16 protein-coding genes are annotated in these 18,507 nt (G+C 62.6%); 11 read left to right on the forward strand and 5 right to left on the reverse strand.

Annotated elements, in window-relative coordinates; all coding sequences use genetic code 11:
* On the forward strand, positions 1-183 hold a 183-nt coding region (locus ACLQ62_RS01170), incomplete at its 5' end, for a hypothetical protein (protein WP_411719827.1).
* Positions 184-188: 5 nt separating this feature from the next.
* Here ACLQ62_RS01170 and ACLQ62_RS01175 read toward each other — a convergent pair.
* The gene (locus ACLQ62_RS01175; RefSeq protein WP_411719828.1) at positions 189-1,217 is read right to left on the reverse strand and encodes an ATP-dependent 6-phosphofructokinase; all 1,029 of its coding nucleotides are present in this window, start codon (positions 1,215-1,217) and stop codon (positions 189-191) included.
* A gap of 319 nt (positions 1,218-1,536) precedes the next feature.
* Between ACLQ62_RS01175 and ACLQ62_RS01180 the strand changes: the two genes are divergently transcribed.
* Positions 1,537-3,342 carry a GAF domain-containing protein gene (locus tag ACLQ62_RS01180; protein WP_411719829.1) on the forward strand — a complete coding sequence of 602 codons (1,806 nt, stop codon included), beginning with the start codon at positions 1,537-1,539 and terminating at the stop codon, positions 3,340-3,342.
* A 735-nt stretch (positions 3,343-4,077) separates the two neighbouring features.
* On the opposite strand, the gene ACLQ62_RS01185 is transcribed toward ACLQ62_RS01180, so the two are convergent.
* Entirely contained in the window at positions 4,078-4,974 is an 897-nt protein-coding gene (locus ACLQ62_RS01185; protein ID WP_411719830.1) for an SDR family oxidoreductase, read from the reverse strand.
* 325 nt (positions 4,975-5,299) lie between these two features.
* Between ACLQ62_RS01185 and ACLQ62_RS01190 the strand changes: the two genes are divergently transcribed.
* Positions 5,300-6,019, forward strand: a complete 720-nt coding sequence (locus ACLQ62_RS01190; protein WP_411719831.1) for an Lrp/AsnC family transcriptional regulator — start codon at positions 5,300-5,302, stop codon at positions 6,017-6,019.
* Between the two features lie 144 nt (positions 6,020-6,163).
* On the opposite strand, the gene ACLQ62_RS01195 is transcribed toward ACLQ62_RS01190, so the two are convergent.
* The 3 genes from ACLQ62_RS01195 to ACLQ62_RS01205 form a co-directional block, all read right to left on the reverse strand.
* A complete protein-coding gene (locus ACLQ62_RS01195) occupies positions 6,164-7,177 on the reverse strand; it encodes a LacI family DNA-binding transcriptional regulator (RefSeq protein WP_411719832.1) in 1,014 nt (337 codons plus the stop codon).
* Positions 7,178-7,265: 88 nt separating this feature from the next.
* Complete coding sequence (locus ACLQ62_RS01200; RefSeq protein ID WP_411719833.1) at positions 7,266-7,901, reverse strand: phosphoribosylanthranilate isomerase; 636 nt, start codon at positions 7,899-7,901, stop codon at positions 7,266-7,268.
* A gap of 79 nt (positions 7,902-7,980) precedes the next feature.
* Entirely contained in the window at positions 7,981-8,886 is a 906-nt protein-coding gene (locus ACLQ62_RS01205; RefSeq protein ID WP_411719834.1) for a LysR substrate-binding domain-containing protein, read from the reverse strand.
* Positions 8,887-8,979: 93 nt separating this feature from the next.
* Here ACLQ62_RS01205 and ACLQ62_RS01210 point away from each other — a divergent pair, with 93 nt between their 5' ends.
* The 8 genes from ACLQ62_RS01210 to ACLQ62_RS01245 all read left to right on the forward strand — a co-directional run.
* Positions 8,980-9,864 (forward strand): carbohydrate kinase family protein, encoded by an 885-nt coding sequence (locus tag ACLQ62_RS01210; RefSeq protein WP_411719835.1) that lies wholly within the window; start codon positions 8,980-8,982, stop codon positions 9,862-9,864.
* 144 nt (positions 9,865-10,008) lie between these two features.
* On the forward strand, positions 10,009-10,929 hold the full coding sequence (locus tag ACLQ62_RS01215; protein WP_411719836.1) for a pseudouridine-5'-phosphate glycosidase: 921 nt from the start codon (positions 10,009-10,011) through the stop codon (positions 10,927-10,929).
* 187 nt (positions 10,930-11,116) lie between these two features.
* Positions 11,117-12,001, forward strand: a complete 885-nt coding sequence (locus tag ACLQ62_RS01220; RefSeq protein WP_411719837.1) for a ribokinase — start codon at positions 11,117-11,119, stop codon at positions 11,999-12,001.
* A gap of 94 nt (positions 12,002-12,095) precedes the next feature.
* The gene (locus tag ACLQ62_RS01225; protein ID WP_411719838.1) at positions 12,096-13,136 is read left to right on the forward strand and encodes a BMP family lipoprotein; all 1,041 of its coding nucleotides are present in this window, start codon (positions 12,096-12,098) and stop codon (positions 13,134-13,136) included.
* A 114-nt stretch (positions 13,137-13,250) separates the two neighbouring features.
* Entirely contained in the window at positions 13,251-16,226 is a 2,976-nt protein-coding gene (locus tag ACLQ62_RS01230) for an ATP-binding cassette domain-containing protein (RefSeq protein ID WP_411719839.1), read from the forward strand.
* Entirely contained in the window at positions 16,223-17,188 is a 966-nt protein-coding gene (locus ACLQ62_RS01235) for an ABC transporter permease (RefSeq protein WP_411719840.1), read from the forward strand. The genes ACLQ62_RS01230 and ACLQ62_RS01235 overlap by 4 nt, the downstream gene beginning before the upstream one ends.
* 124 nt (positions 17,189-17,312) lie before the next feature.
* Positions 17,313-18,263: a nucleoside hydrolase gene (locus ACLQ62_RS01240; protein ID WP_411719841.1), complete on the forward strand. Its 951-nt coding sequence runs from the start codon at positions 17,313-17,315 to the stop codon at positions 18,261-18,263.
* A partial coding sequence (locus tag ACLQ62_RS01245) for a nucleoside hydrolase (RefSeq protein WP_411719842.1) occupies positions 18,260-18,507 on the forward strand: 248 nt, incomplete at its 3' end. The genes ACLQ62_RS01240 and ACLQ62_RS01245, both read left to right, overlap by 4 nt.

The raw sequence follows: 18,507 nt of genomic DNA on the forward strand, positions 1-18,507 counted from the left end.
CCGGCGACCATCCCCGCGACCACAGCGGTCACGTTCAACCCCGGCGTTCGCACCGTAATGACCCGGGACCGTGAGTCGCTCATTGGCCAGCTGTCCGAGTCCAGTTTTCCGGGCCAGCATCGACACAGGGACCAGACCGGCGGCCGACACGACATTCGGGTCATCCGCCCCGGCATGGGCTAGTGAAACTAGCCGAATAGGTACGTCGCCTCGTCATAGCGAGATTGTGGGACGGTTTTGAGTCGTCCCACCGATTCTTCAAGGCTCACCCTCACGATCTTGTCCCCGTGGGTGGCGACCATTTGGCCCCAGGACTGGTCATGGACGGCATCGACGGCCGCGAGCCCCAACCGGGTGGCCAGCACCCGGTCGGAGGCGCTGGGGGCTCCGCCGCGCTGGATGTGGCCCAGCGTGGTGGACCGCGTCTCGATGCCTGTGCGCTCCTCGATGATGGGGGCAAGCCGTTCCCCGATCCCGCCGAGCCGTGGCCGGTTGAACGCGTCCAGGCCGCGTTCGGAATGCGGCTCGGTCATCTCCGCCGAGACAAACCCTTCCGCGACCACCACCAGCGGCGTCCGTCCACGGCGGAACGGACCCTCCACCCATTCGCAGATTTCTTCCAGGCTGGCTTTCTGCTCAGGGATCAGGATCGCGTGCGCGCTGGTTGCCATGCCGGCGTAGAGCGCGATCCAGCCGGCATGGCGGCCCATCACCTCGGCGATCATGCAGCGGTGATGAGATTGCCCGGTGGTCTTGAGCCGGTCGATCGCCTCCGTGGCGATTTCCACGGCGGTGTTGAAGCCGAAGGAGAAGTCGGTGGCCGAGAGGTCGTTGTCCACGGTTTTGGGTACGCCCACGATGGGGATGCCGCTGTCGCTGAGGATTTTCGCGGCGGCTAAAGTCCCTTCGCCGCCGATCACAATCAGTGCTTCTATGCCGAGGGAGCGCAGGGTTGCCTGGATCCGCTCGCCGCCGCCGCCCTCGCCCAAAGGATTGGTGCGCGAGGTGCCAAGGATGGTCCCGCCGAGGTTCGCGATGCCCCGCACGCTCATCCAGTCCAAATTGATGGTGTTGCCCTCCACCACCCCGCGCCAGCCGTCGGTGAAGCCGACAAATTCGTCCCTATGGATGCGGATGCCGCGCAGGACGCACGCGCGGATGACGGCGTTGAGTCCGGGGCAGTCGCCGCCGCTGGTCAGGATACCGATGCGGACCATGAGTCCTTCCTTCCACTGTGCTACTTTGGCTGCCGCCTGACGCTGGTTTGCGCTCCGCAGGGCGCTGATTATTCCTTCCCTTCCACGAAACCACCAATGCGGTCGCAGCGGTATGAGGATTTCCCCACCTCCATGTGAGGGATAACCTGCAGGGTGAAGAGTTCTTTCTCGGGCAGTCCTGGTGGTACGGATTGTTAACGCAATAGCCGTACGACCTGCAGCCTGCGTTTCGTCAAGGAGGACGGGAATGAAAGAAGCAGAGCCGGAATCCGGCACCCTGATCCATAGCCCGCGGAACGTCGACGGCGAGCAGCACAAGTTGGATTCCGTCGCCGAGCTGGCGCGAGACCTCGCTGGCCGGTTCGAGCTGCAGCCGCTGCTGGGCCGGATCCTCTGCCACGCAACATCACTTTTGGGCTGCGAGTCGGGTTCGATCGCCCTGGTCAATGAGGCGAGCGGCACCTACATGAAGAAGGTCGACATCGGTGTCGGTTGTCAGGAAGGGCATACATTCTCGTTGAACGAAGGGTTGACCGGCCAGGTTGTGCGCAGCCGGTCCACGGTCATCCTGGACGCGTACTGCAGCATCGAGCGCGGTCACATTCCGCGTAATGACCCGCGCTGGAACTGCGCGGTCATCGGTGTCCCCATCCAGTGGGGCCAGCAGATCGTCGGCGTGTTCATCGTCTTCAGCCCGGATGAGGACCGGTTGTTCACACCGGAGGAGGCGCGGCTGGCTCAGCTCTTTGCCAACCATGCCGCCATCGCACTGGTCAACTCCGACTTGCACGCGAAGGCCTCGGTGCGCGAACGCGAAGCGGCGGTAGCCGCCGAACGCGAACGCGCCGTGCGGGACGTGCATGAAACCGTGGGCCGGTCCCTGGCCACCCTGCTGCTCAGCCTCGATGAGGCCGAAAAAGCCAGCCTGCTCGACAACGGCCAGCACGCGATTACACCGCACATCAGCAACGCCCGAACCATCGCCCACGATGCCCTCACTGAGACACGCCGGACGGTGCTGGGCATGGACCCGGCGGCGCTCTCCGGCCGGACCCTGGATAAAGCGATTGCCTCCGAGCTGACCTGGGTTGAAGCGATGTCCGGCGCCGCGACCCAGCTGACCGTGATCGGGGAAGCACGCCCGCTCGCGCCGGAGATCGCTCACCAGGCTTTCAAGATCGTACAGGAGGCGCTCAGCAACGTGGTGACCCACGCTCGTGCGACGACGGTGCGCGCTGGGCTGGTCTACGACCGTGGCTCACTCGTCGTCGTCGTTGAGGACAACGGTCAGGGATTCGATCTCGCAGCCGCGCACGGTGACCACGCCGCGCTGCTGTCCGGGTGCCTCGGGCTGCACGGCATGACCTCTCGTGCCACCCACCTCGGGGGGGAGCTGCACATCGACACCACGCCCGGGTGGGGCACTACGGTGCGAGCCACCCTGCCGGACCGCGCCCCGGTGCCGGACATCGCGCGCCAGCCGCAATGGAAGATCCTGATCGCCAACGACAGTCCGGTCATCAGCGCCGGCCTCGTCCGGCTGCTCAGTGTTGCCGAGCCGGCGATCCAGGTAACCGCCGAAGTCAGCTCCGCGGAACAGCTGTTTGACGCGTACGAGTTGCTGCGCCCAGACGTGATTTTGGTAGATCTGGACATGGTCCATCAGGACACCACAGGGGTCCTCACCAAAATCCGCGCGCTGGACCCCGGCGCCGCGATCGTGGTCTTGACGGACAACCCCACCGTGGAGGAGGTGCGCACGGCGAGGCAGGCGTGCGTGCGGGGGTTCATCAACTGGCGTGCCAGCGGGGACACGATCGCCCGCGTTCTCGTGGCCGCTGGCCAAGGCAAGGCGCTCTTCGAGGGGGACATCTTCGACCGCCTCCTCGGTGTCTCCTCCCTTCACGATGCGGAAACCGGTAATTTCACGCCGCGCGAAAAGGAGGTGCGCGCAATGGTTATCCGCGGCATGGCAGACAAGCAGATCGCCAGTGAACTCGGAATCTCCGTGAAGACGGTGGAGAAGCATGTGGGGTCGGTTCTGCGCAAGGCGGGCGCGCGCAACCGCACCATGCTGGCGAGCATGAACGGCCGTGAACCCGAACCGTCGCATCCCTGGGGTTAGCTGTGACGAACTCCGTCTAGTGTCGCCGCGCCGTTAGTTCGTTGCAATAGTCTTCCGAGAGAATTCGAGGATCTGGTCAGCGGTCTTGGTTTGCATGAAGGGCTTCGGGTTCTCGTTCCATGACCTGACCTAGCTAGACTGCCCGCAACCGTTCGCTTTTCGAGCGCCGAACCGTTCACAATTCAAGCGCCGCCGACACGTCAGAGATGCGTGGATGACGTCGTAAAGAAGTCAGCTCTCTGCACCAACACCGAGTCATCGTTTAGTCATCATATTCAACCGTGACCGACCGGATTGGTCCGCGTACAATCGGAGGCAGCGAACCGCCCGGTTCCCTGTAAACACAAGGGAACCCGCGAGTTCCGGTGACCTTAGATGATGATCCAGTAATCGCTCTGAACCTCAAAGGGGTCGCAGGTTCAAATCCTGTCAGCCCGACCGGTAAAAGCCCCGGTGAGACACTGAATCGCAGATGCGGCGCGGTGCTCGCCGGGGCTTTCTTTATCGCCTGACCCCGACGAATACCCCAACCGCGCATGCTGGCCGCCCGCTCGCGGGGTCGAAAGCGGCCAGAATGAACCACTGAGCGGCTATAAGTCCTTACGTCAAGACATGAAGCATCCCAGCGATCGATGCGAGATGCCGACATTAGGGACGCGCCGCGAGCGTCGACGAAGGCGAGCAACTCGCTCGATGACGTGGTCGAGGCTCTTACGCTCAGCCTCGAGGTCGAGATTAGGGACCAGCGGACCCTCTTCGCCAATCGTGGATCCGAAGCCAGTGCTGCAGGGTCGCGGGTTCGACGGAGAACTCCGCCGCGATTTCCCTCATGTCGACCGAACCGTCACCTCTGCCGATGATGTACCGTACCTGGGATGCGACCTCGAACGCCACCGTAGGCCCGAATACGGGGGCGAGGGCACGCTCGTAGTCGTCGGGTGCAATCGGCACGTAGGAGACGCTCGTCTGGAGTATCTCGGAGAATTGACGTGCGATCTCGTCGCCAGTCAGGGCCTGCGGTCCGCCGATGTCAAAGGTCCTGCCAGCCAGGTCCGGGCGGTCGAGGGCGGCCACCGCATACGCCGCCGTTTCCCACGCGGAGACCCATGACATCGGAAAGTCGGCCGGCAACGGGAAGGCGACGACACCGTTCTCGACGATGCCGGGCCTGATCCACGGCCCGAGGAAGATCTCCATGTAGAAAGTGGGTCTCAGCACAATGCTCGCAACACCACTGGCTTGCAGGTAGTCCACTACGTCCTGACGAGCCTGGTAAGCGTGCACGTCTGTGTCTGGAAAGACGTGGGCGCTCGTGTTGAAGACCATGAACTCGACGCCGGCGGCACGCGCCGCGTCAACTGCGTTCCGCCCGTACGCCTCGTGCAGCGCGAAGTCGTACTGCAGTGGGAGTTGCAGCACGACCAGGTCCACGCCTTCGTTCGCCGCCTCGAGCGTCTCTGGCCGCCCGAGGTCGGCGACTGCGACCTCCGCCCCCCGGGCCGCCCAGTGCTGGGCCCGTCCTGCGTCGCGCGTCAGGGCGCGTACGGAGCGGCCAGCATCGAGCAATTGCTCGACCACCGGGCTCCCTTGGGCCCCGGTCGCCCCGTAAACGAGCACTTTCCCCTGGTGCATGACGCGCCAACCCGTCCGCCTCGACTCAGCGAAGGCACCTCCGTCAGCCCGCGACCGGGCCGTCCAACCTGACACTGGTGCTCATTGTCGCACCAAGGAAGTGGCCAGGGAAGGGGGCGACGAGTCTCACCTCAAGTGCTCGCGTAGTGGGGTGCGTGCCTCTTTTGAGGGTCAATCCGGTGAGGTTTTGTACGCGGCGGTGGTGGTCCTTCGTTCGAGGTTAGGCGACGAGGCTGTGTGGAACCACACGCGAGAGCTTGCTCGCTCACGACGCCTGCTTCGTCAGGAGCCGCGAGGTCGCCGCAGTCGGTCCGGTCAGCACCGGATGACGGTCCAGCACCGACCGTGGGCCGGTCCTTCGGGTGCGGCAGTTCCCGATGGCCGCTACTCTGAGCGCACGCCGGCTGTCTTCATCTCGGAGACGATTGGAGCAGAGCAGTTGGTTGTCGAGGTTCACACGCGAAGTCTGAGTGAACTGCAGGATGTGCTTCGAGACATCAGGTCGCTACCGGGCGTGGTAGACGTGCAGTACATGATCTACGAACACGTATTCAACAGCTTCTTCCTGGGGGCCGAGCCCGAGGGCCCACAGGCCGACCTTGACCCAGCTGATTCGACGATCATCGAGTTGCTGCAGAACGACGGTCGCGCTACGTATGGCTCGCTGGCCGAAAAGACGGAGTTGTCGATCACTGCGGTACGCGCCCGGGTTCGACGGATGCTCGAGTCCGGGGTCATGCGGATCGGTGCCCTTGGGCAACGATCCGATTCGACGGGCAATCTCGTCTTCGGACTCGGAGTGAATCTCGACGGTGACGAGGCTGTGGCGATCGGAAAGATCGGCGACCGCCGGGGGTTGGAATTCATGGCAAGGACAGTTGGGCGCTTCGACCTGGTTTCCACCGTTCCTTTTACATCACTTCAAGATTTCAACACCGTCGTCGAGGAATTACGGCGTATCGAAGGTGTCCAAAACGTCAGCGCATGGCTGCATGTCCGAATCCGACAGGAGAGATACCAGCTCGCGGCTCTGCGCGCCCGGTAGAACGCCGCCTGTGAGAATCTTGCATCATGAGCACACCTCAACCAGTGCCCTGCAGAGGCGACTGACGGCACCGCCAGCCTCGGCCGCAGAGGTTGGGGGAGTCCCGCCTGACGCCGCGCCGATGACAGCCCGGAAAGACTTGTCTCAGTAAGATTCCGGGTCGAGCGTGGATTCTCTGACAACGAGGTCGGGCGTGAACACACTCTTACGGGTGGGGCGTTCAAAATCCTTCGCGCGTGCGTCGAGCAGATAGACAACTTCTTCCGCCATCACATCGAGCGGTTGACGAATCGACGTGAGTTGCGGCGAGACCATCGTCGAAATCGAAAGGTTGTCATGGCTGATGACCTTGATCTGTGAGGGAACGTCGATCTTCGCAAGGCGCAGCGAGGTGAGGACGCCGAGGGCGATGACGTCGGCGCCGCACACGATTGCATCCGGCATCGGACCGCTCGCAAGCAGTCTCGCCGTTGCGGTGCGTCCCCAATCAGTGCTGAAATCTCCGAGGAGTATCCACTCAGGCGAGCTCGGATGACCATTCGTCTGGTCATGGAAGGCACGCAACCGGTTCTTCGCCGTGCTGGTTGTGGACAGTGCTCCGATGTAAGCGAATGTGTTCGCACCATGTGACTTGAGATGCTCGATGGACAGGCGCACACCCTCGAAGTCGTCGCTGCCTACAAAGTCAGTTCCTCCGGCCTCGGAGATACGGTCCAGTTGGACAACGGGGAGGTCGAGTGCCGCGGCGCTGATCGCGGGCGCCGAGCCTTGCTCGGAGACCGGAATGATCACAAGCCCGTCGACCATCCGATTCTGAAGGAGATCGATTCGACGGGCCTCCGTGTCGACGTCATCGCGAGCATCGCACAGAATCAGTGAACGTCCCGTCTTCGCCAGGGCCTGTTCAAGCGCTTCGACGACACCAACGAAGTACGGGTTGTTGATCGCGGGCACGATGACGCCGATGGTGTCGCTCTGGCGGGTACGGAGCGCCCGAGCCATAACGTTTGCAGAATATCGGAGGCGTGAGCTTGCCTCGGTCACGCGGCGGGCCATCTCAGGGTCGACGTCGCCTTGCCCTGAGAGGACTCTCGACGCTGTCGAAGGGGAGACGTTCGCAGCAGCGGCAACATCCTTGACCGTCACTCTTCTGCCCATGCGGGTAGCTCCCTTGTGAATACGTACCGGCTATCATCTCGCACATCAGCCCTGCTGGCCGACCGATGGTCCACAAGCGTCGCCAGCGTCACCCGTGGCGAACTGCGTCGACGAATTCTCGGATCAGGGCCGGGTCTTTTATTCCTCGACTCCGTTCAACACCGCTGGAAACGTCCACGCCCGATGGTCTGAGGCGGTCGATCAGAGTACGCACATTCCGCGCAGTCAAGCCGCCGGCAAGTATCCAGTCGCCGTTGTCCCAGCGCTCAACGTCGAGTGCGGGGTCGAACGGGGCGCCTCCTCCGGGAGTCGCAGCGTCCAGGAGGAGCCGTGCGGGCTGGAATTGAGCGCGTTCTGACGCCGTCTCGTGCGCCTGGCTTTCGGCACTTACGGCGCGGATCACATCAAACCCGCGCTTGCGGGCCTCAGCGAAGAAGTGAGGAGTTTCGTTTCCGTGCAATTGCAGACAACGGATGCCCGCATCCGTTGACATCGACACAACGTCGGACAGGGACTGGTTACGAAAAACCCCGATTTTCTCGACCTCTGGCGGCACCTCGAGAGAAGCCGAAAGGGCGGTCTGCGGAGTGACCGTTCGCGGACTTCCGGGCGCAAACACGAACCCGATGGCGTCTGCGCCGGCATCCACTGCCGCTGCGACATCAGACTGAGTCGACAGGCCGCATACTTTGATCCAGATCGGAGGGTGGGATTTCTTCTTCATAAAATCAGCTTCCTATCCATCGATGATGAGCGTGATATTCTTCGGGCGGTCTCGGGACGGTCGACGTTGTGGGCTCCGGTTAGGCAGACGCCAGCAGGCGTTTGGCTACCGTCCGGATCACGCTCACAAATGCTGTCGCACTTTCCCTCGGATCGTTTGAGCGGTAGATCATCTCGAGAGGCAACGTGGCCCGGTCCTGAAGGGCAACGCTTGTCACGCCGGTGGGGAGAAAAGCCTCGATGGACTTCGGAACGAGGGAGAAGGCACGAGACTCGGCGATCAAGTAGAGGCGTGACCCGACAATGCGCGGCGGGCTGACCAGGATGAGCGGGCTGTAATCCTGGGACCGACAGATCTCCAGGACAGCGTCGTAGTATCGGGGCGCCTGCTCCCTCGGCCACATCAGTAACGGAAGTTCGCCAAGGTCCGGAAGAGTTACAGCCTGGCCTGATGCGAGATGGTGTTCAGTGCTCAAGACGACAATGAGCTCCTCATGCCCGAGGAGTTCATGCGTGAAACCGATCGGTGTCGAAAGAAACCGACCAATGCCGATGTCAGCACCACGCAGCGTCACCGTTGACGTCACGTCACCGCTGTCGACTGCGATCTCCTCGATGTGGACGCCCGGAATCTGCGTCTCGGCCGAGCTGATCGCGTCCGGCAGGAGGCGGTTGACGACGCTTGGTGATGCGGCTACTCGCAGCTGCCGAAGGTTTTCGTCCCGGAAAAGGGTGGCCCGGTCGACCAGCTGGGATGCGGCTGAGAGCACTTCTTCGCTTTCCTTCAGGATCACGTGACCCGCCGGGGTGAGCGAAACCGACCGCGTGGATCTTTGCAACAATCTCAGACCCAGAGTCAGTTCGAGGCGTTTGACCTCCTGGCTCGCCGTCGCCTGGGTGACATTCAGCTTTCGAGCGGCGTTGCCGAAGTGGAGCTCACGAGCGACGACGACGAAGACCTCGATCTGGCGCAACGTCACATTCATTAGCCGAAGTTATCAAAGAACACGATTATGAGCTATACCCGCGAGCGGATGCCGCCTAAATTTTGAGAGATACGCGTACGCGCAGAAGGAGCAATGATGCTTGGAGTTCTCGGGGACCTTGTTGAAGATATCGTGGTGTGGGTAGACGAGCCCATCCGGTATGGAACGGACTGTGGCGGAGCCCAGGTGTTCAGGACGCGGGGCGGCAGCGCCGCCAACGTGGCCGCGTTCGCGGCGGAGCGCTTCCCGACCCGATTCTTCGGTTGCGTGGGAGACGATCCCGCCGGGGACTTCGTCGTTCAAAACCTCGTGGAGCTGGGCGCGGAAGTCGTCGTGCAGCGTCGGGGAACGACGGGGACAATCGTCCTGCTGATCGATGAGAACGGGGAGAGGACGATGCTTCCCGACCGGGGCGCCTCGTTACTGCTCCGTGCAGTCGCTCAGTCGGACCTGCGCGGGCTCGACCTGCTGCACGTCCCGGCATACGCCTTCCAGGGCGACGATCTTCGGCATGAAGTAGTGAGCACCATTCACCGTGCCGCAAAGCTGGGCATCCCGCTCTCGATCGACGCGTCGTCGGCCGGCATGCTTACGACGTTCGGGGCCGACCGATTCCTCGGCCTGATCTCGGAACTGAAGCCTGAATTCCTGATCGCGAACAAGGACGAAGCGCACGTACTCGGCCTCAGCGGAAGCCACGCCGTGAACCGTCTCGACGCAATGCCGTCCACAACGGTCGTCCTGAAGAACGGTGCTGAGGCGACTCGACTACGTCGGTCGGATGGTCTCGACATCAGCGTCCCGGTCCCGGCCGTTCCAGACATCCGGGATTCAACAGGAGCAGGCGATGCCTTCGCTGCCGGGTTCCTGTCGACCTTCCTCCGGAACGGAGACCTGACCCTGGCGTGCGAGGGCGGCCACGCTCTCGCGGCCGCAGTCCTTCATCGCCCCGGCGCCAGTATGGCTCCGAGTTGCTGACCTGAACATCCGGTTGCCGAGGGTCTCGTGTGATTCGCCGGCTCGATAAATAATTTGAAGCTATCAATAGCGGGGGATTAGTCATTGATCACCGCTGAATACGCTCGTACTGTCGGAACACATCACCAATACGGATTGGACCCCATGAAAAAGTATTTCCGCGTTTCCGAGGATGTTCAGGCTGCCGTTGCCGCCGGCAAGGCTGTGCTGGCGCTCGAGTCAACAATCTTCACCCACGGCCTGCCGCGGCCCCGCAACGCAGAAGTCGCTCTCGAGGCCGAGGCCTCACTGCGCGAAATCGGCGTCGTCCCGGCCACCATCGGCGTAGTGAGCGGCGAGGTCGTTGTCGGCCTCTCCTCGGCTGAGATCAAACGGCTGTCGGATGGTTCAGAGCCTGTCATCAAAGCGAGCACCCGCGACCTTCCCATCGCGTCGGCGAAGAAGCTCCATGCCGGCACCACCGTCGCCGCGACAGCGTTTGCCGCACACGCTGCCGGCATCAAGGTTTTCTCCACCGGCGGTCTCGGTGGCGTGCATCGGGGCGCGGACAAGACCTTTGACGAGTCGGCCGATCTCAGCGCCCTCGCGCAGGTGCCCCTCGTGGTGGTAAGCGCGGGTGTCAAGTCGATCCTGGACATCGGCCTCACCCTCGAACGCTTGGAGACGCTCAACATCCCCGTCATCGGTTATGGCACCACTGACTACCCGGGCTTCTATATCTCCGACTCTGGGTTCGATATCGACTACTCGGTCGATACCCCTGAAGAGGTTGCCGAGATCGCCTGGAGTCGCGACGCCCTTCACATCACCTCGACGCTTCTGGTGGCCAACCCGGTCCCGGCTTCCAAGCAGTTGGCACCCGAAACGCTCGAACGAGTCCTCGCTGCGGCCCATTCCGCGGCGGGAGGCGCTGGAATAAAGGGGCATGACACGACGCCATTCCTCCTCGATTACATCCAGAAGGCGACGAACGGTGAAAGTCTCGAAGTGAACGTGGAGGTATACCGCAACAACGTTGCTCTGGGCGGTCGCATCGCGTTGGCCCTCGCGAAGCGTTCCTCGTAGCGGGCCGAAGGCTTCCGAAGTGAAGCCACCCTGCGAAGGACTCGCGACACATCAAGGCAACATTTGACACGGGTCGGCTCGTCGAATAGTGTTTCGACAAGTTGAGACAACGATTTCTCAAAACATCTTCGAAAGCGAAATGGCGGACGTGGCAATGGTGCCGAATGAGCAAGCAGGGATTGTCGTCGTGGGAAGCGCAAACGTCGACCTCGTCGCTACGGTGGCTTCGCGCCCTGCGCCAGGCGAAACGGTGCATGCTCTGGACTACGCCGAGTTCGTGGGCGGCAAAGGCAGCAATCAAGCGATCGCAGCGGCTCGGCTGGGCGGTCGAGTCGCGTTCGTCGGGATGGTCGGGGACGACCCTGAGGCCGACATGGTGAGAAAGGCGCTGTCCGAAGAAGGCGTCGACATCCGGGGCCTCGGAAGCGAGAAATCGATTGCTACGGGACGCGCACTGGTCGTCGTCGATGACTCGGGTGAGAATTCGATCGTCGTGGTCGCGGGTGCAAATGCCCGAGTCGGCTCCAGCCAGATAGCAAAGTCCAGGGACCTGCTCTCCGGCGCGGCCATCGTCGTTGCCCAACTCGAGATACCCATCGCGACCGTCATCGAGGCGGCACTCCTGACACCGGGAATGTTCGTCCTCAACCCTGCCCCGGCCCAGCCACTTCCCTCTGCGTTGCTTCGCCGGGTCGATGTTTTGGTCGTCAACCAGGTCGAGTACGAAATCGTGACCGGCCGGGAGCTTCCTCCACAGCTTCCAGAATTGGCGCGGGATCTCCGCCAGCTCGACCTGCCGAAGTTCGTGGTGATCACCCTGGGCGGACGTGGCGCGCTCGTCTGGGACTCACTGACTGTGATCCACGTGGCACCCCCTTCCGTTCAGGTCGTCGACACCACCGGCGCCGGCGACACGTTCATCGGTGCTCTCGCGGAAGCGCTGAGCCGAGGGGAGACCATCGCCTCAGCTGCGCGTTGGGCTGTGCACGCGGCTTCGTTGTCTGTCACCACGCTCGGCGCCACAACCGGCATGCCACGTCATGAAGACGTCGTCGCCGCGCTGAACCCCTGACCGGGCACCCGCCCGGCCCCTGAATCCTGCAACCGTCCTTAGTTCTGAACCGATCCACCTCTTCAGCGGTACCAACGTGCAAGGGAGCACACACATGAACAAGCGTTCGATCGCCAGCATTGCCATCGTGGCAGCGGCGGCATTGGCACTTTCCGGCTGCTCGTCCGACTCCGGGAGCGAAGCCGACAGCGGCGCCGCAGCCTCCGGAGAACTGTCGGCGGTAAACGTCATCAACGGACCTCTGCGCGACCAGGCACTCTTCGACGCCGCGGCTCCTGGCATGGAAAAGATCAAGGCCGACGGCGCCAAGATCCAGAACATCCAGGGCGAGGTCTCCAGCCCCGCCCAGTGGAAGACCAATTTGGAATCTGTTTCGGGCGGAGACTGGGATGTCGTCATCACCGGCACAAGCCAGATGCACGACATCCTCGACCAGGCCGCACCCAAGTACCCTGACCAGAAGTTCATCACCTACGACGACGTCGTCGAGCAGCCCAACGTCGCCTCGATCATCTACAAGCAGAACGAGGGCTCGTACCTCGCCGGAGTCCTTGCAGCCGAGGTCACCTTGAACACCGACAAATTCCCGCTCGCAACCGGTAGCAAGAAGCTGGGTCTCGTTGGCGGCATGGACATTCCGATCATCAACGACTTCGTCGTCGGCTTCGAAAAGGGAGTCGAGGCAGTCGACCCGTCAATCGAGGTACTCGTTTCCTACGTTGGCGACTTCGCGGATGCTAACAAAGGTTTCGACCAGGCGACGGCAATGTACAAGCAGGGTGCCGATGTGGTGTTCCAGGTCGCCGGTGGTGCCGGCCAGGGCGTCTTCAAGGCAGCCAAGGATCACAACCGCTACGCGATCGGTGTTGACGCCAATCAGAATGCGATTCAGGAAGGACACATCCTCGCGTCGATGCTCAAGAACATCGGCGAGTCCTTGTACACGGCGGTCAAGGCCTCGGAGGCCGGCACACTCAAGTACGGCGAGACGACCGAGTACGGGCTCGCCAACAACGGTGTGAGCCTGGTGTTCGAGGACAACGGGAACATCGTTCCCCAGGACATCCAGGATTCGGTGAAGGCCTACGCCCAGAAGGTCATCGACGGCGAAATCAAAGTCCCAACCACGATGTGATCAGCCTGCGGAGGACTCCGTGCTGCTCGCCACTTGACCGACTGGCGGGCAGCACGACCCTCTGCGCGGCTTCCAACTTGACGCATCGACGCGTCCACCGAGGAAAGAGTATTGATGGCACTGCCACTTCTGGAACTTCGTGAGATCACCAAAGCCTTCGGACCGAAGGTCGCGAACGACCGAATCTCACTGGAGGTCCTCCCGGGCCGAATCCACGCACTTGTCGGCGAGAACGGCGCAGGCAAGACGACCCTCATGACGATGATCGCCGGGACGGCGCAGCCGGATTCGGGCACCATTCTGTTCGACGGCGCACCCGTTGAAATCACGAACCCGAAGAAGGCCTCCGCCCTGGGAATCGGCATGGTGCACCAGCACTTCAAACTGGTGCCGAGCCTGACGGTGGCAGCGAACGTGTACCTCGGGCGCGAACTGCGAACCCCGCTGGGAGCTCTCGACCCTAAACGAATGGAGCGGGAGGTCGCCGCCCTGTCGGCACGGTTCGGCCTTGCGATCGATCCAACGGCCAAAGTCTCATCCCTCTCAGTCGGCGTCCGCCAGCGCGTTGAGCTTCTGAAGGCTCTCAGCCATGACACCCGGCTCCTGATCCTTGACGAACCCACCGCGGTGTTGACCCCTGGCGAGATCGACGACCTCTTCGTCGTGGTCCGGGCGCTGGCGGCCAAGGGTTGCGCCGTTCTCTTCATCTCGCACAAACTCGGCGAGGTTCTCGAGATCGCTGACGAAATCACCGTCATCCGCGACGGAAAATCAATCACGACATTGCCGGCCGCAGGCCTCTCCCAATCTGACATCGCACAGATGATGGTCGGTCGGGAAGTCCTCCTCCGCATCACGCACACCAAGTCCCAGCCGGCGCACGAGGTGCTTGCCGTCAATAGCCTTCGCATCGTCGACGATCGTGGCGTCCGCGTCGTTGACGACCTTTCCCTCACCGTCCGGTCAGGGGAAATCGTCGGGATCGCGGGTGTGGAGGGTAACGGCCAGGCTGAGCTTGCGGCAGCTATCGCAGGAATGGAGCAGGTCACCGGCGGTCGAATCGTCTTGTCCGGTCGCGACGTGACGACTGCCTCCGTCGCCGAGCGTCGCCATGGTGGTCTCGCTTACATCCCAGAGGATCGTCACGAGGAGGGCGCAGGCCCCGGCCTCTCCGTTGCCGAGAACGTCATACCGACCCACCTCGAGCGTCCGATCGCACGGTTCGGGTGGATCAATACGGCAGCTATGCACTCATTCGCGCGGCGTTTGATCAGAACGTTCGACGTTCGGGGCGCGCTCCCAACCACCCCAATCGGTACGCTCTCCGGCGGAAACATGCAAAAGGTCATCATCGCTCGCGAATTCGCGACCGAGCCCGACTTGCTCATGGTCTCGCAGCCGACGCGTGGTGTCGACGTCGGGGCTATGGAGTTCGTCCATAGAGCCCTCGTCGGCCAGCGGGACAAGGGCGCGGCCGTGCTTCTGTTCTCCGCGGACCTCAACGAGATCATGTCCTTGTCTGATCGCCTCCTGGTGATGTTCCGCGGCAAAATCGTCGCCGAGTTCACCCAGGACAGCATGAGCGAAGCCGCCATCGGCCTCGCTATGGGCGGCGCCGCACCCAGCACCGAGGCGATCGCCGAGGCCGAGGCCGAGCACACACAGGTTCTCTTGAGCCTCGCCGCCCAGTCGGACAGCAATGCAGCGTCGAGGGCTGGCGAGGATCCAGCCAGCGCCGCGGCTCTGTCCGAGGCGGTGCGTGAGGCAACGCCGGGCGCCGACCAATCGAACCACGACGGTGAACGGTCCCGAGATCGTGAAGAATCACTGGTGGCGAGACAGAAACGAGTAGCGAACCGCAGCGGTGACGGCGCGTCGAGCCGGCTCGAAGCAGCGGCTCGAATCCGTGCCAAGGCCCGTCGTGTCGCGCAGGGCAGCATCCAGCCGATCGTGGCCATCGTCCTGTCGCTCATCATCGGAGCCGTCGTCATCCTGGCGATCGGAGAAAACCCGATGCGTGCCTACGAGGAATTGTTCTTCTCCAGTTTCCACACGCCGTTCGGAATTTCTGGCCTGATTGCGCAGGCGATTCCACTGTTGATCCTCTCAGCGGGCGTCATCATTTCATTCCGCGCGGGCTTCTTCAACATCGGTGGCGAGGGACAGCTGTTCCTCGGTGCTTTCACTGCCGCATGGGCAGGGTTCACCTTCGTGGACCTTCCTGGCCCGATCCTGGCCGTTGTCGTGCTCATGTTCGGTCTTCTCGGTGGAATGATCTGGGGAATGATTCCCGGCGTGCTGCTTGCGTTCTGGCGCGTCGACATCATCGTGACCACTCTCATGATGAGTTCCATCGCAACCCTTCTCACCGCGTATCTCGTGACGGGTCCGTTCCGGGACCCGAGCGCAGGGCTCGTCGCCTCCGAAAAGATCGCCACCAGTGCACTTTTCCCGATCTTCAACGCGAAGTATGGGATCGGGCTCGACCTCGTCCTGGCGATCGCGATCGCTGTGATCCTCGCCCTTATCCTGACTCGCACCGTATGGGGACTGAAAGTTCGCCAGCTGGGTGAAATGAACCGCTTCGCTGAATACACCGGCGTCAACACGAAAGCCATGAGCATCCAGGTCATGTCGCTTTCCGGTGCCGTTGCCGGTCTGGCGGGTGCGATCTTCGTGCTCGGATCGAGCGGCGGCCGGTTCCTCCAGGACTTCTCACCGGGCTACGGCTTCCTCGGGATCACCGTTGCGCTTCTCGCCCGACTCAACCCGTGGGCTTCGTTCGCTGCCGTCCTGTTCTACGCCAATATGATGTCCGGCTCGAACGGCATGCAGATCAACACGGACGTGCCGTTCCCCATCGTCACTGTGCTGCAGGGTCTCATCATCCTGATGATCACCGCAGTCATCGTGATCGATCGCCGCACCCGGGACAAGCTCGTTCAGTTGTTCAAGGGCCGCCGCGGCGCGAACGGCACACCCGTGCTCCGTGCTACGCGCCCTGCCGACGTCCCTGTCGGCACCGCTGCCGCCGGAGTGGCTGCGGCCCCAACCCTCACATCCACCGATTCGGGAGTTCACCAGTCATGAATGTCATCGAACAGATATTCACAGCGGCAACGCTTGCAGTGATTCTCATGAAAGTCGCGCCGATCCTGCTCGCCGCGATCGGCGGCGCCTTCACCCAGCAGGGCAACATTCTCAATATCGGGCTCGAAGGGATGATGCTCGCAGGAGCCTTCACCGCGATCGCGGTCGGTTCGACGACCGGGAACGCCCTGGTCGGCGTTCTCGCGGCGGTCGGCGCAGGTCTGCTCTTCGCGGTGATTTTCGCTGTGGCGACTTTGATCTTCAAGGCGGACTTCATCGTTGTCGGGATCGGTATCAACTTGCTCGCGGTGGGCGTCACCGTGTTCCTGCTGCACATCATCTACGGCAACCCGGGTGTGACTCCACCGAGCGCGTCGATCACTCTTCCGCGCATCTCGATCGGACCCTTCGCCGACATCCCGATCCTGGGCGTCGCGTTGAACGACCAGACCGCACTCGTCTGGCTTGCTCTCCTGAGCGTCCCAGCGGCCGCGTTTGTCCTCTACCGCACCACATACGGGGTTCACCTTCGTGCCGTCGGAGAGGACGAGGAAGCCGCGGCTGCCGCCGGGATCAGCGTGACCAGGATCAAGTTCCTGAGCGTCCTGATCTCCGGCGCACTCTGTGGTGCGGCCGGCGCACAGCTTGCCATGGCGACTCTCGGCAGCTTCACGAACGGAATGACATCCGGCCGAGGCTTCATCGCGGTGGCGGCCCTGACGTTCGGACTGGCCCGCCCGGTGCGCACGATGGTCGCCGCCCTGATCTTCGGGGCGGCTGAGGCGGTCGCTGACCTGCTGGGGATCGCAGGAATGAACTCGAATCTCACCCTCATGATGCCTTACGTCATCACGATTATCGCACTCGTCTTCGCCGGCATGCGGTTCCGCAAGCTGTGGAGTGCGCGTCGGTCAGGCAGGGCGAGTACGCCTGGCGGCGAACTCAGTACCGCCCCGGTCTGACCGGATTCCGGATGCCGCCCGCCTCTTCAAGAGGGGACGGCAGACGGCATCCTCCCGGATCGACCATGATCTGGCGCTGCGCAGGTCGCGCGAATAAGAAGCATCCACAATGAGGAGGACAACCATGGTTGAACGCATGATCATCGATTGTGACCCCGGGCACGATGACGCACTCGCGATCATCCTGGCGGCGGGCAACCCGAACATCGACCTGATGGCGATCACCACGGTAGCCGGCAACCAGACGATCGAAAAGGTCACGCGAAACGCGCTGTCCGTTTGTGCGATTGCCGGTATCACCGACGTGCCGGTGGCTCAGGGTGCGGGTGTTCCGCTCGTCCGGCCCCAGATCGTCGCTCCGGACATCCACGGAGAATCTGGGCTCGACGGCCCCGTTCTTCCGGAACCGCAGATCGAGCTCGACCCCCGGCGCGCTGTCGACCTCATCATCGACCTGGTCATGGAGAATGAGCCGGGCACCATCAACCTCGTTCCGACCGGCCCGCTGACCAATGTCGCCCTCGCGATGAAAGTCGAGCCGCGCATTGTCGAACGGGTGAAGCGTGTCATCCTCATGGGCGGCTCGTACACGAGAGGAAACAGCACTCCGTCGGCCGAGTTCAACATCCTCGCCGATCCCGAGGCGGCCCAGGCCGTCTTCGCGGGCGCGTGGCCCGTCACCATGGTCGGGCTCGACCAGACACACCAGGCGACCGCGGACGCCGACATCGTCGCGCGGATCGCTGCCATCGATTCGCCGCTGTCAGAATTCGTCGTGGAGATCCTCACATTCTTCGGCACAACGTACAAAGATGTTCAGGGTTTCGACGCGCCACCGGTTCACGACCTGTGCTGTGTCGCAAAGCTCGTCAACCCGGCCGTGTTCGCCACCCGGGACGCATTCGTCGGAGTCGAACTGACCGGCAGGTGGACCACAGGGATGACGGTGACCGACTTTGACAATCTGCTTGATCAAGAGCACAACACACAGGTCGCCACAACGCTCGACAAGCAGTTGTTGTGGGACATGACAATCAACGCGATCAGCGTTCTTTCGAAGGGAAGTGCGGCATGACCGTACCCATCATTCTTGACTGCGATACCGGTATCGATGACACACTGGCGATACTTTATGGGGCGGGCAACGGCGCCGATTTCGTCACGTGCACCGTCACGCACGGCAACGTGCCCGTCGGCACCGGCGCGCGGAACACCGTGACGGTACTCGACTATCTGGGACTCGACACCGTGCCGGTGTTCGAAGGCGCTGCTCGGCCGTTTGCGCAACCGTTGATGACAGCGGAGTTCGTCCACGGCCA

Source organism: Mycetocola sp. (assembly GCF_046716805.1).
In the GTDB taxonomy this organism is placed as follows: Bacteria; Actinomycetota; Actinomycetes; order Actinomycetales; family Microbacteriaceae; genus Mycetocola_A.

What these genes read in the sequence shown, in the direction of transcription:
- ACLQ62_RS01175 (WP_411719828.1), bottom strand. Translation starts at nt 1,217, where the DNA reads ATGGTCCGCATCGGTATCCTGACCAGCGGCGGCGACTGCCCCGGACTC.
- ACLQ62_RS01185 (WP_411719830.1), bottom strand. Translation starts at nt 4,974, where the DNA reads ATGCACCAGGGGAAAGTGCTCGTTTACGGGGCGACCGGGGCCCAAGGG.
- ACLQ62_RS01190 (WP_411719831.1), top strand. Translation starts at nt 5,300, where the DNA reads ATGACGGTCCAGCACCGACCGTGGGCCGGTCCTTCGGGTGCGGCAGTT.
- ACLQ62_RS01195 (WP_411719832.1), bottom strand. Translation starts at nt 7,177, where the DNA reads ATGGGCAGAAGAGTGACGGTCAAGGATGTTGCCGCTGCTGCGAACGTC.
- ACLQ62_RS01200 (WP_411719833.1), bottom strand. Translation starts at nt 7,901, where the DNA reads ATGAAGAAGAAATCCCACCCTCCGATCTGGATCAAAGTATGCGGCCTG.
- ACLQ62_RS01205 (WP_411719834.1), bottom strand. Translation starts at nt 8,886, where the DNA reads ATGAATGTGACGTTGCGCCAGATCGAGGTCTTCGTCGTCGTCGCTCGT.
- ACLQ62_RS01210 (WP_411719835.1), top strand. Translation starts at nt 8,980, where the DNA reads ATGATGCTTGGAGTTCTCGGGGACCTTGTTGAAGATATCGTGGTGTGG.
- ACLQ62_RS01215 (WP_411719836.1), top strand. Translation starts at nt 10,009, where the DNA reads ATGAAAAAGTATTTCCGCGTTTCCGAGGATGTTCAGGCTGCCGTTGCC.
- ACLQ62_RS01225 (WP_411719838.1), top strand. Translation starts at nt 12,096, where the DNA reads ATGAACAAGCGTTCGATCGCCAGCATTGCCATCGTGGCAGCGGCGGCA.
- ACLQ62_RS01230 (WP_411719839.1), top strand. Translation starts at nt 13,251, where the DNA reads ATGGCACTGCCACTTCTGGAACTTCGTGAGATCACCAAAGCCTTCGGA.
- ACLQ62_RS01235 (WP_411719840.1), top strand. Translation starts at nt 16,223, where the DNA reads ATGAATGTCATCGAACAGATATTCACAGCGGCAACGCTTGCAGTGATT.
- ACLQ62_RS01240 (WP_411719841.1), top strand. Translation starts at nt 17,313, where the DNA reads ATGGTTGAACGCATGATCATCGATTGTGACCCCGGGCACGATGACGCA.